Annotated in this window: 8 protein-coding genes and 1 pseudogene; 2 read left to right on the top strand and 7 right to left on the bottom strand. The window is 45.5% G+C overall.

The features are described 5' to 3' along the window. Window positions 1-74 precede the first annotated feature (74 nt). Window positions 75-1,717 (top strand): annotated as a pseudogene (gene tnpC, locus AC1HDP_RS13990) (IS66 family transposase). A 309-nt stretch (window positions 1,718-2,026) separates the two neighbouring features. Here tnpC and AC1HDP_RS13995 read toward each other — a convergent pair. Further along, window positions 2,027-3,361 (bottom strand): MATE family efflux transporter, encoded by a 1,335-nt coding sequence (locus AC1HDP_RS13995; RefSeq protein ID WP_479639895.1) that lies wholly within the window; start codon window positions 3,359-3,361, stop codon window positions 2,027-2,029. A 20-nt stretch (window positions 3,362-3,381) separates the two neighbouring features. Here AC1HDP_RS13995 and AC1HDP_RS14000 point away from each other — a divergent pair, with 20 nt between their 5' ends. Then, window positions 3,382-4,473: a polysaccharide deacetylase family protein gene (locus AC1HDP_RS14000; RefSeq protein ID WP_479639200.1), complete on the top strand. Its 1,092-nt coding sequence runs from the start codon at window positions 3,382-3,384 to the stop codon at window positions 4,471-4,473. Window positions 4,474-4,494: 21 nt separating this feature from the next. Here AC1HDP_RS14000 and AC1HDP_RS14005 read toward each other — a convergent pair whose 3' ends face one another. From AC1HDP_RS14005 to AC1HDP_RS14030, 6 genes are all read right to left on the bottom strand, one after another. Continuing rightward, window positions 4,495-5,514, bottom strand: a complete 1,020-nt coding sequence (locus AC1HDP_RS14005) for a protein-glutamate methylesterase/protein-glutamine glutaminase (protein ID WP_479639201.1) — start codon at window positions 5,512-5,514, stop codon at window positions 4,495-4,497. 1 nt (window position 5,515) lies between these two features. Continuing rightward, entirely contained in the window at window positions 5,516-6,385 is an 870-nt protein-coding gene (locus AC1HDP_RS14010; RefSeq protein ID WP_479639202.1) for a CheR family methyltransferase, read from the bottom strand. Window positions 6,386-6,510: 125 nt separating this feature from the next. Then, window positions 6,511-9,510, bottom strand: a complete 3,000-nt coding sequence (locus tag AC1HDP_RS14015) for a methyl-accepting chemotaxis protein (protein ID WP_479639203.1) — start codon at window positions 9,508-9,510, stop codon at window positions 6,511-6,513. A 21-nt stretch (window positions 9,511-9,531) separates the two neighbouring features. Further along, window positions 9,532-10,095, bottom strand: a complete 564-nt coding sequence (locus AC1HDP_RS14020; RefSeq protein WP_479639204.1) for a chemotaxis protein CheW — start codon at window positions 10,093-10,095, stop codon at window positions 9,532-9,534. Between the two features lie 12 nt (window positions 10,096-10,107). Beyond that, window positions 10,108-12,147 carry a chemotaxis protein CheA gene (locus AC1HDP_RS14025; protein ID WP_479639205.1) on the bottom strand — a complete coding sequence of 680 codons (2,040 nt, stop codon included), beginning with the start codon at window positions 12,145-12,147 and terminating at the stop codon, window positions 10,108-10,110. Between the two features lie 14 nt (window positions 12,148-12,161). Next, window positions 12,162-12,524, bottom strand: a complete 363-nt coding sequence (locus tag AC1HDP_RS14030; protein WP_140930355.1) for a response regulator — start codon at window positions 12,522-12,524, stop codon at window positions 12,162-12,164. Between the last annotated feature and the right edge of the window lie 11 nt (window positions 12,525-12,535).

Here is a 12,535-nt window from a genome sequence, read left to right on the forward strand (position 1 = left end):
ATTACGTATGCTGTTTCCCATAATTAGATCACTGTTTCACCCTTATCTAAGGAGCGTTTTGGTATAATCACACCATGAAATTAAGCCCTGAAAACCTACCCAACGACGTTGATTTACTTAAGCAATTATTGCTTGAGACGTTGGCGGCTAACGATAATGCTCTCGCGTTAAAAGAGGCGGAAATCGCGGCGCTCAAACAATCGGTGCAACGTTTGCTGGAGCAGTTTAGGTTAGCCCAGCAAAAGCGTTTTGGTGCCAGCAGTGAAAGCCATGATTATCAAGGTGAGTTGTTTAACGAAGTTGAAGTCACGGTTGATGAGCCCGTTGAATTAACGGCAGATGCTGATGTGTCAGTACCGCCTAAACAACGGGCCAAGCGTAAATTATTGCCTAAAGACCTGCCGCGAGAAATTATTATCCATGACATCAGCGATGAAGATAAGCAGTGTGATTGCTGTGGGCATCAGCTGGCGTTAATGGGCCAAGATAGCAGCGAGAAGCTTCAGTTTATTCCGGCACAAATCAGTGTGATTGAACACGTTATATTAAAATACAGCTGCAAGCATTGCGAAACGCAAGGCACTCAGGCCAATATCAAACAAGCGCCGGTGCCAGCCAGCCCTATTCCTAAAAGCTTTGCCACGGCAAGTCTATTTAGCCAACTTATTACTAGCAAATACCAATATGCGTTACCACTGTACCGGCAAGAAACCTTGTTCAAGCAACATGGTATCGCCTTAAGTCGGCAAACCATGGCAGATTGGATGATGAAATCGGTCGCGCTGTTTAAACCCTTATATGATTTACTGCACCAGCATTTGTTAACACAAGAAGTCATCCATGCGGACGAAACCACGCTCAACGTGATTAACGATGAGCGGGTGAAATCCTATATATGGGTGTATTGCGCTGGTGCGGATGGACCAAGCACTGAGCCTAGATATCAAGGTTTACGCAGCATTGTACTGTACGACTATCAAGACGGTAGCCGTGCGAGCTCGTGCGTGAGTCATTTTCTTGCCACCGAGCAAACGGTGTTTAATGGTTATTTACAGGTCGATGGTTACGCAGCTTACCAGCAGGTAAGTCATAAACTTGTGGGCTGTTCGGCTTAGTCTCCTGAGTCGCTCTACCTCCTGCATCCATGCAGTCGTGGGCACACGCGCGGCGTAAGTTCAAAGAAGCGATAGTGGCACAAGGAAAAAACAAAACAGGCAAAGTCAGTAAAGCAGATATGGCACTGAGCATGATAGCCAAGCTGTACCGCATTGAAATGCAAATACAATCACTGAGTTTACAGGAACGGCTGTATTTTAGGCGCACACACTCAGCTGCCCACCTGGCGTTATTTAAGCAATGGCTGGATAAATCAGCGCAGCAAGTGTCAAAGCAAAGCCCTCTGGGCAAAGCCATCCATTACAGCCTCAATCAATGGTCAAAGCTGAGTCTTTATACAGAAGACAGCCGACTGAATATCGACAACAACCGTGCCGAACGCGCAGTAAAACCGTTTGTGATAGGGCGTAAGAACTGGCTGTTTAACCACAACCATCGTGGTGCTGAGGCGAGTGTTATTTTATACAGCATCATAGAAACGGCCAAGGCAAATGGGCTAACGCCATTCGATTACATTGAACACTGTTTAGAGCAATTATCTCACCCTCACTGCGACCTCAATAGCCTCTTACCTTGGCAGGTTGATCTAGGCAAGGTGTAGATCACCGGACGTTTACGATGCTTATATATAAGTCTATTAGTCTTTACGACGTCAAGGCTAAGTGGCTTGGCTGATGTTTAACGCTGATTGAATACTAAATATTATATCTAGTTCATCTCATATTCCTGTCGTTAATACTTCGCCACACCCTCACTAAAGTTCTGAGAATTTATTAATCAGACAATGCTGCATCTTTTGGCTATTAGCAATATGAGTCATAGACTGAAGCTCTGGGCATAAAAAATGCCAATCAGTTTCAGTGATTGGCATTAATGCTATTAATTAAATTGATGTCGATTCAATACTAGCTCAGTCGTGGCGACTTAGCTTTAATTGGTAATGCAGTCCTAAGGTGAGGCTTCTGGTAAGCATAAAGGCTGACATCGCGGCCCATAGGGCATGGTTGCCTGACGATTCTAAACACCACCACACCGGAAAGAATACGGCGAAGGTACAAAATATCATGCTGTTACGCATGGTTGCCCCCTGCGCTGTGCCTATATAGACGCCATCAAACAGGTATGATCCAAAAGCCAAGATAGGCATCAAGACTAACCACGGCAGGTAATGAATGGCACTGGCTTGCACACTCGTTATGCTAGTGAGCGAGCTAATCAATGGCGCGCCTAGTAGATAAAAACTTAAACTAAAACATATGGCTATAATCGCTGACCAATAAAAGGCGAGGGCAACGCTATATTTGAGCCCGGCTTTATCTCCGCGACCAAAGTGGCGCCCACCTTCAGCTTCGGCGTAGTAGGCAATACCATCTAAGGCGTAAGAAATAAGTAAGAGTAAGTTCAGTAAAATGGCATTGGCTGCTAATACGGTATCACCCAGGCTCGCGGCTTTAAAGGTCATAAAGGCGAACACAGCTTGCAGGCATAGGCTGCGAATAAAGATATTGGCATTGAGGCTTAGTAGTTGCTGATAGCCATTAAGATGCAAACGACTGAGTTGCTCTTTAAGGGCAAAACCCGATTGCAACTTCAGTTGGCGGACAACCATAGTGGCAGCCACTGTAGTTCCTGCTATTTCAGCGATGACTGAGGCGATGGCCGCACCCTTAACTCCCATGTCAAATCCCAAAACCAATACCAAATCGAGTATAATGTTGGCGCTATTAGCGACTATGAGTTGCCACATAGCGGCTTTAGGTTGTTGTCTGCCTAGTAAATATCCCAATAACACTAAATTTAATAGGGCAAAAGGCGCCGCCCAAATTCGGATATAAAAGTACTGTTGGCAATAGATAATCACCTGCTCACTAGCGGCAGAAAAACCTAAAGTAAGTTCAAGAATGGGCTGTTGCAAAGCAATAATGAGTAAGCCAAAAATCAGTGCTAGGCTCACGGCTTGTAATAGCAGGCTGAATTGTTGTTGATTATCTTGTCGACCATACGCTTGCGCGACTAAGCCAGTGGTGGCCATGCGCAAGAATCCGAGTAACCAGAAAATTAGCGTAATTATGGTCGATGCTAACGCAACGCCCCCTAAATAATAGGCATTACTCAAATGACCTATAACCGCAGTATCCACTAGGCCCAATAAGGGCACAGTGATATTCGATAAAATCATTGGCAAGGCTAAGGCCAACAAGTGTCGATTGGCTTGAGCGTTAAGCAGAATTGCTGGACTTGTCATCATAGAGGTGAAAATCTTATATGTTAAATAAATGGCTGAGTGCGATACTCGCTACTTTTTGCTTATGCTTAAGCACCCTAGCATGGGCGCAATTACCGAACACGCCAGTGGTGGAGCGGGGCGCTGTCATTCTACAGTATCATCATGTATCAGACACAGGGCCGCGCAGCACGAGTGTTAGCCTCGCGCAATTTCGTGAGCAGATGCAGTATCTTAAAGACAATGATTTTACCGTTATTCCTCTGAGCCGTTTAATCGAAGCCATTAAGCAGCGTCAACCATTAGCCGATAAAAGCGTGGTAATTACCTTTGATGACGGTTATCAAGACATTGCTGCTAATGCGCACCCTTTACTAAAAGAGTTTGGCTTTCCCTACACTATGTTTGTTGCCATAACGCCAATTGAGCAAGGTTATGGGGAGATGATGAGCTGGGCAACGTTAACTAAGATTTCCCAAGAAGGCGCCACTATCGCAAATCATAGCTATGCCCATGAACACTTAGTGCGTATGGACGCTGGTGAAACTGAGGTTCAATGGTTGGGGCGCGTTACCGCTAACATTGAACGTACTGAGGCGATGATTTTAAAACACACAGGTCAGTCTCATAAAACTTTAGCCTATCCTTATGGTGAATATAATGCGCAGCTGCAGCAATGGTTAGCTGAACAAGGATATGTAGCCTTAGGTCAACAGTCTGGCGCTGCTGGCTGGTATTCATCACTCACAGCGTTACCTCGTTTTCCGGTGGCTGGCCCTTATGCCGATATGTCATCGCTTAAGGTTAAGTTGCACAGTTTGAACATGCCTATCGTTAGCCAAAACATTCACGACCCTATGCTTGCAAATGGCAAGTGGCAGCCCAAGCTTGAGTTAACGTTGGATATGACAGATATCAATCGCAAACAAGTGATGTGTTTTGTGCAAGGGCAGGGCGCGACTGAGCCTGTGTGGTTGAATGCTGAAACTTTTAGTATTCAGGCTGAGCTAGCCTTAGGTGCTGGACGTTCACGTTACAATTGCACTGCGCCCAGCAAATCCACTGGGCGCTATTATTGGTTCTCACAAGCTTGGGTGAGACCTAAGGATGATGGTAGCTGGCCCAAGTTTTAAGCCAGTGTAAGCAGCTTAGGTTTAGACCCTCAGTAAGTTTAATAGTCGATTGGCGATTAAATGCAGGGGTTGCTGTTCATGGTGCGCGTCAATCGCCACCGCAGCCCCTGGCATGCCCCACACCACAGATGTGGCTTCATCCTGACAAATGTTATGCGATCCTTGCTCCTTCATGGCGAGTAATCCCTGCGCACCATCTTTGCCCATTCCAGTTAGCATCACACCTATACTCTGCTGACCTGCGCATTCCGCCACGCTTTTAAACAGGACTTCGACCGAAGGTTTGTGGCGATTGACGGGATCGGTATCAAGTAGCTCAGTGTAAAAATGAGTACCTCTTCTGATAATAGTTAAATGCTTATCTCCCGGCGCCACATACACAAATCCCGGTTTAAGTAATTCGCCTCCCACGGCCTCATGAACACTCATGGCGCTTTTAGTATCTAAACGCCGTGCAAACGAGGCGCTAAACGCCGCGGGGATATGCTGGGCTATGACCACAGGTGGAAAGTTAGCTGGTAGCGTACTAATCAATTCTGCAATAGCTTCGGTGCCACCCGTTGAAGCGCCGATAGCCACTAAGCGGTTTTTAAGTTTGGCATTATGGGGGCTGATTATCGGTGTAACAGGCATCTTGGGGCGAATGCGGCAACAAGCGGCCTGTCTTACTTTTTCTAATAATTCAGCTTGATAGGTCGGCAAGCTATTTTGTAAATCGTTTTTTGGCTTAGCGATAAAGTCGATGGCGCCAATGCTTAAGGCCTCAAGGGTAATAGCTGCGCCTTTCTCGGTTAAAGTCGATATCATAATGACCGGCATGGGGCGTAAGCGCATTAAGTTACGTAAAAATGCGATACCGTCCATCTTGGGCATTTCTATATCTAAGGTGAGCACATCTGGCGCGAGCGTTTTAATCATGTCTCTGGCTTGCAATGGATTTTCAGCGCCGCCGACAACGCAAATATCATCAGCTTGCTCCAGCATATGGGTCAGTAATTGCCTGACTAAGGCAGAGTCGTCTATGACAAGAACTCTAATCATCTTATTTACCTTCAGTGCCAAATTGGCTCAAAGAATGGGTAGTGTGAGTTTTTGGGCGATAAATGGTGTGGCCGATTAGCACAAACTCATCGGAAATATGATGCAAGGTTTCAGAGTGGCCAATGATTAAATAACCATCATCACTCAACAACTGCCTGAATCTGGCAATGATTTTTTTGCGGGTTTCAGCATCAAAATAAATCATTACATTACGGCAAAAAATGACGTCAAATGAACCTTTCATTGGCCAAGATTGCAGCAAGTTTAACTGTTTAAAATGAATGTAATTTTTAATCAGCGGCTTGATTTCAAATTGATTACCTAACAAGTTGATGCAAGACTTTTGCATGTCGTTGGCAATATGCTCAAGGTTATCTTTGGGGTAAATGCCGGCTTGCGCTTTGGCGAGCACATTAGTATCGAGATCTGTTGCTAAAATCTTAATATCAAGCTGAGCTTGCGCAAGCATAGGTTGTAACGTCATGGCTATGCTGTAAGGTTCTTCACCGGTTGAGCAGGCAGATGACCAAATGCGAATGCGCTTTTTACCTTGTTTACGCCATTGATCCATCACTACATCGTTCAAAAAGTCGAAGTGATGTCTCTCGCGAAAAAAAGACGTTAAGTTGGTAGTTAACGCATTGATAAAGTTAGGCAACTCATCATTATTATGTTCTAACGTCTGGCAATATTCGCCAAAGTCGTTATGGCCTAATACCCGCAAGCGGCGACATAAGCGGCTATACACCATCTGTTTTTTGCGTTCAGGTAACACTATCCCTGTTTGTTGGTAAGCGAGTGTTCTTATGTATTCAAAATTTTTATCTGTCATAAGGAACTCGGGTTCATCGTCTAAATGGTTAGTACTCATGTTCATCCCTGACAGTCTGATTGGGAATCCAAGCTTCCCAATCGCTCCTTGTTATTCTTTATGTAGTCGTGGTCTACGACTTAATGAGCAGGGAATAGGCCAAAATAACCTATTCCCATCTAAGGTTAGAACTCATTCCAGTCGTCATCGTGGTGAGTTTCAAGGCCAGAGACTTTAGCTAAACTGGCCGTCTTAGTTTTGATGTTAGGTGAGTTGTTCATCGCCCCTTTGCCCATAGTGAAGAAGCCCAGTTGACTGCGCATGCTACGCGCTTGCTCTGTCATGGCATCGCCTGCGGCAGACACTTGTTCAACCAAAGACGCGTTTTGCTGGGTCATATCATCCATTTGTGACACAGCCTTATTCACCTCTTGAATACCTATGGATTGCTGATCGGCGGCCACGCTAATTTGATTAATCATCATGGCAACTTTTGATACCGAATCGACTATCTCTTGCAAGGTAATACCCGATTGGTTGACTAAGGCAGTACCGTCTCTCACCTTGCCAACGCTATCGCGAATAAGCTCTTTAATTTCTTTGGCGGCGCCCGCACTGCGCTGCGCCAGATTGCGCACTTCACCGGCGACCACAGCGAAGCCGCGGCCTTGCTCACCGGCTCTAGCGGCTTCAACCGCCGCATTGAGGGCTAACAAGTTAGTTTGGAAGGCAATTTCATCAATCACGCTAATAATGTCGACGATACGTTTGCTCGATTGATCGATAGCCTCCATTGCGCTAATGGCTTGCGTCACGACCTCGCCGCCTTGGATCGCCTTAGTGTTGGCTTCTTTGGCGAGCTTATCGGCTTGCACTGCGTTTTCAGCGCTTTGCTGCACAGTAGTGGTCATTTCTTCCATGCTTGAGGCCGTTTCTTCAAGCGATGCTGCTTGCTCTTCGGTGCGCTGACTAAGGTCAGCATTGCCCTTGGCAATTTCTTCGGCGCCTGCTGTCACTGTGGTTGCCGATTCTTGAATGCCTGAAAGCACTTCGGTTAGGCGCCGAATGGTGGTGTTAGCATCGGCTTTTAATTTGCCAAATTGACCTTGGTATTCTCCTTGGATTTCACGGGTTAAATCGCCTTTTGCCATGCCATCGAACACATTAACAACATCGGAAATCACTTCATCGGCAATAGTGACCAGCTTATTTAAGCCATTTGAAAGGTTGAGATAGAAGCCTTCTTTACCCGCTGTCGTTAATCTTGGACTTAAATCACCAGCATTAGCAGCTTGAATGAGCGCATCGACTTCATGCTCAATGGCGACTTCGGCAGTGCGATCTTCCCACTCCACTACTGTGCCTAAACGGTTGCCACTGGCGTCTGTAATCGGGTTAGCAATGATACGGAAGGTGCGACCACCAACCACTAGTTGGCTGGTATAAGTGCTGTTGATCTTGCTTAAAATGTTGCGTTGATGGCTGGGATTTTTATGGAAGACATCAATATTTTGCCCAATCAATTTGTTGGCATTAAAGTTAGGCAAACTGGTACGAATGTCGGTTTGCGCCTGATTAAACATATTAGATACCGCGCCATTCATATAAATAATGTTGCACTCGGCATCGGCAAGCATGGTATTGGCGCTGACGTTATCTAGTGCCTGACGTATGCGGGCGTTTTCACTGGCAATGCGGGTTTCTTCCTGCTGTTTTTTCAGTTGATCAGTAATATCGTCCCACTCCACCACTGTGCCTATTTTAGTACCATCAGGTTGCATTATAGGGTTAGCAATAAAGGTAAAGGTGCGTTCACCTACGGTAATGCGGCTGCGATAAGTGTCCGTCATCTTAGCTAAAAGATGTCTTTGGTGCTGCGGATTAACATGGAACTTATCGATATTGGCACCCAGCAAGTTATTGGCATCAAATGCAGGCAGTGATTTTTTCAGTTCAGCGTTTACATCCATAAACATCTTCTGTACGGCTTTATTGAGATAAATGATGTTGAGATCGTTATCCGCCACCATGGTATTAGCGCTGACATTATCTAACGCTTGGCGGATACGCAGGTTTTCATTGAACAAACTTTCTTGCTCATCTTTGAGTTTTAACTGCTCAGTAACATCTTCCCACTCAACCACAGTGCCTATGCGTTTGCCGCCATCAAATACAGGCGTTGCAATTAACGAAAAGACTATGCCGTTGACTGTAATATGAGTTTTATACACTGAGGTTAATTTCTCGAGCATACTGCGCTGATGCGCTGGATTCTTATGGAAAATATCAATGTTGTTGCCAACCAATTTATCCACATAGAATTGGGGTATAGCTTGTCTCAGTGAGTTTTCATTATGTCTAAAAACTTGAGTTAAAGAGGTATTGAGGTAGGTGATATGGTAGTTTTCATCGGCCATCATGACATTGGCTTGGCAGACATCAAGGGCTTGCTTGATGGCATTATTTTCTTTGGCAAGGGCGTTTTCTTTGGCTTCTTTCGCCAATTGTTCTGTCATATCGGCCCATTCAATCACTACCCCGAGTTTTTGCTGATTATCTTTGTCATACACTGGGCTTGCGATTAAGTTAAAGGTGCGACCTCCGACGTTGAACCTGGCAGTATGGGCTGAGCTGAGATTGCGAATTAAATGCTGTTGATGCGCAGGGTTTTTATGGAATTGATCCATATGGCTGCCGGTTAACTGGCGACTGTTAAACGATGGGATAGCACTTTTGATATCTTGCTCAGCGTGTTGCATTAGGGTTTGTAGCGATGGATTGACGTGCATAATCATGCCGTCAGCGGATGCCAGCATAATGCTGCCCTGGCATTTTTCTAACGCCTGATGACTAAAGCTATATTTATTAAGATTGGTTTGCAGGCTAGTGAGTGCTTGTTTGCACTGCTGCCATCCTGCCACTGCTAACTCGGGCATGGCACCTTGGCCTTGCAGGTGCAAAGAGAGTTGGCTAATAAAATTAGGTAATACACTTTCTTCTTGAGTTGCTTGATACCAACTCCAACCGAGCAAAGCTAAGCCCGCACATTGCAGCGCGATCACTGCGATTTGTGGGGCATTAATGACTGTGCAAATTAAACTTATGACTAACACCACTAAGGTGATAGTCAGCAGTTGAGTGCTTTTTAAAGCTCCGGTTCCTTGATGATCTTTTGTCGCTTCCATGTTAAATCCTCTGCCTAGCTATTAATCTTCAACGGGAGTGTCTAGTTCTAGATCTTTGATGATGTTTGATAAAGTCCCCGCATCCGGAAGACTGTCTTTACCTAGCAACATATTGATATCAAGCAGAATCACCATTTTTTCGGACACACTGGCAAGACCGCGAATAAAGCGTAAATCTTGGGCGTTACCAAAATCTGGAGTGACCCTAATTTCGTTTTCCGCAATGGTAAATACATCAGACACAGCATCCACCACTATGCCTATGACTTTTTGTTGATTAGCTAACTCAACTTTGAGCACTATCACCACAGTGGTTGAACCATAGGCTAGGCTATCAATCCCAAACCGCTCTCGCAGATCGATAATAGGGACTATGGTGCCGCGTAAATTAATCACGCCTTTAACGTGCTTCGGGGCATTAGGAATACTAGTGGTCGGTTCCCAGCCGCGAATTTCTTGCACCGCTAAAATCGGCACGCCATATTCTTCATTGGCCATCACAAAACTTAAAAACTGGTGATAGTCATGTTCTTTACTAGTGAGTATTTGGTTTTGCTCTATATTGATTGTTGTTGCTTGAGCCATGACTGCCTATCCTTATGCCGCATGTTCTTTGTTATGCCCAATACCAGCAAGTTCAACTAAGCTGGCGACGTCAATGATTAAGGCCACTGTGCCATTGCCTAAAATAGTGGCTCCCGAAATTCCTGGGATCTTGGCATAGTTATCTTCAAGGCTCTTAATAACGACTTGTTGCTGAGCCATGAGTTCATCCACTAATAACCCGACCTTGCTATTGTTATGCTCGACGACCATCACTAGGCCATTCTCCACTTCAGTAGCATCAGCCTTATGATTGAACTCACGAAAAACCTTGATGATGGGGACATAGTCATCACGTAAGCGAATGAGTTCATGCTCTTCGTTGAGACGATTTACTTTCTCGTTTTTCACTTGTAATGATTCATAGATAGACATCAAGGGGATCACATAAATGTGCTCGCCAATACGAATTAATTGGCCATCAAGAATCGCAAGCGTCAGAGGTAAGCGAATGGTAAAACGACTGCCATGGCCGCGTTTGGAGTTCAAATCAATGCTGCCATTTAAGCTATGAATATTGCGCTTAACTACATCCATGCCGACGCCGCGCCCAGAAAGATCGGAGACTTGATCAGCGGTTGAAAACCCGGGGTGAAAGATAAGCTGATGAATCACTTCGTCGCTGGGTTCTTCGTCGCGACCAATAAGACCCTTTTCACGCGCTTTGGCTAAGATTTTTTCTGTGTTTAAACCGGCGCCATCATCACTGATTTCAATAATGATATTGCCACCTTGATGGAAGGCGTTGAGGGTAATATTGCCGACTTCGCTCTTACCATTAGCGCGTCTCACGTCTGGTTGTTCAAGGCCATGGTCGAGCGAATTGCGCACTAAGTGCACCATAGGGTCGACAATTTTTTCCATCACGGTTTTATCAAGTTCAGTGTCTTCCCCCTTAAGTATGAGCTCGACTTTTTTACCTTGTTTTTGGCTAATATCGCGCACTAATCGTGGGAAGCGACTAAAAGCAAAGCTGATAGGTATCATCCGGATTTGCATGACGCTTTCTTGCAGATCGCGGGTGTGGGATGCCAGTTGCTCTAAACCCAAATTGAGCATCAACATTGATTCACTTGAAATTTGCTCTTGCTGGCCTAATTGACCGAGCATGGCCTGAGTAATCACTAACTCGCCGACCATATTAATTAAGGTATCTATTTTATCTGTGCTGACGCGAATTGAACCGGATTCTGCCTTGGCCTTATTCGCTGGTGGACTGGCCATTTGTTTCGCGCGTTCAGGCGTTTCGCTAACCTCGACCAACTCTTCAATTAAGCCGTCGCAGCTGTCATTTTCAATGGTTTCTGGCGCTGAGTCAGTAAGCTCTAGGTATTCGATTTGGCACTCATCAGCCACCCAATCAAATACTTCGGTAATTTTTTTAAGACTTGCTTCAGTGACTAAGGTGAGGCGCCAGCTTAAATAGCAATTTTCTGGCTCAAAATCTAACAGCTTAGGCATATCTGTGGGGAGTAACTCGACCTCAAGTTCGCCCAGTTGCCTCAGCTCAGTAAACATCAACAAGGGGTCATTGCCGCATTTGAGTATGTCTTCACCCGCAATAAAATTAATTTGCCAACGCTGCAAGTTACTCACTTCTAAGGTTGGCTCAATGATCACCGGCGCTGCTACGACGTTATTGTTAGCAATGGCTAAGGCTTCATTTAACCGACGTTCCAACTCTTGCAATTGTGGATCTGAATATTCGCTTTCAGTCATTAAGGCATCGATCATGGCGCGTAAGACATCCACTGAGTGCAGCAGAATATCAACATGATCAGCGGTCATCTTGCGGCGTTTATCGCGAATTTCATCCAGTAAGGTTTCAAGCAAGTGAGTGAAGTTAGCCACGCCATTAAACCCAAAGGTCGCGCTGCCTCCCTTAATCGAGTGGGCGCCCCTAAAGATGGTATTGATAGCTTCATCATCTGGCTCGTCGATATTAATCGCGAGCAGTTCAGTTTCCATCGCTGCCAGGCCTTCTAGGCTTTCTTCAAAAAACACCTGGCTGAATTGACTTAGGTCGATTTCCATATCCGATAACCTTATTAACCTAATACTTTGCGAACAGTGGCCAATAGCTGATCAGGGTTGAATGGCTTGACTATCCATCCGGTTGCACCTGCTGCCCGCCCTTCTTGTTTTTTGTCGCCACCAGACTCAGTGGTCAACATCAACAGCGGGGTGAATTTGTACGCGGGTAGCGTTCTTAGGTTCCGGATTAAGGTGATGCCGTCCATCACAGGCATGTTGACGTCTGAAATCACCAAGTCATATTGCCCTTGTTGAGCCACGGTCAGAGCCTCATCGCCGTTGCAGGCCTCTGTGACATCAAACCCCGCGGTCTTCAGCGTAAAGCCAACCATTTGACGCATTGAAGCAGAATCATCCACAGCAAGTATTTTTTTCATTCGATCCTTCC

The sequence above is a fragment of the Shewanella sp. ISS20 genome (assembly GCF_056522965.1).

Excerpts from the sequence above, each read along its gene's own strand:
- AC1HDP_RS14030 (WP_140930355.1), bottom strand. The coding sequence starts at position 12,524 with ATGAAAAAAATACTTGCTGTGGATGATTCTGCTTCAATGCGTCAAATG.
- AC1HDP_RS14015 (WP_479639203.1), bottom strand. The coding sequence starts at position 9,510 with ATGGAAGCGACAAAAGATCATCAAGGAACCGGAGCTTTAAAAAGCACT.
- AC1HDP_RS13995 (WP_479639895.1), bottom strand. The coding sequence starts at position 3,361 with ATGACAAGTCCAGCAATTCTGCTTAACGCTCAAGCCAATCGACACTTG.
- AC1HDP_RS14005 (WP_479639201.1), bottom strand. The coding sequence starts at position 5,514 with ATGATTAGAGTTCTTGTCATAGACGACTCTGCCTTAGTCAGGCAATTA.
- AC1HDP_RS14025 (WP_479639205.1), bottom strand. The coding sequence starts at position 12,147 with ATGGAAATCGACCTAAGTCAATTCAGCCAGGTGTTTTTTGAAGAAAGC.
- AC1HDP_RS14000 (WP_479639200.1), top strand. The coding sequence starts at position 3,382 with ATGTTAAATAAATGGCTGAGTGCGATACTCGCTACTTTTTGCTTATGC.
- AC1HDP_RS14010 (WP_479639202.1), bottom strand. The coding sequence starts at position 6,385 with ATGAGTACTAACCATTTAGACGATGAACCCGAGTTCCTTATGACAGAT.
- AC1HDP_RS14020 (WP_479639204.1), bottom strand. The coding sequence starts at position 10,095 with ATGGCTCAAGCAACAACAATCAATATAGAGCAAAACCAAATACTCACT.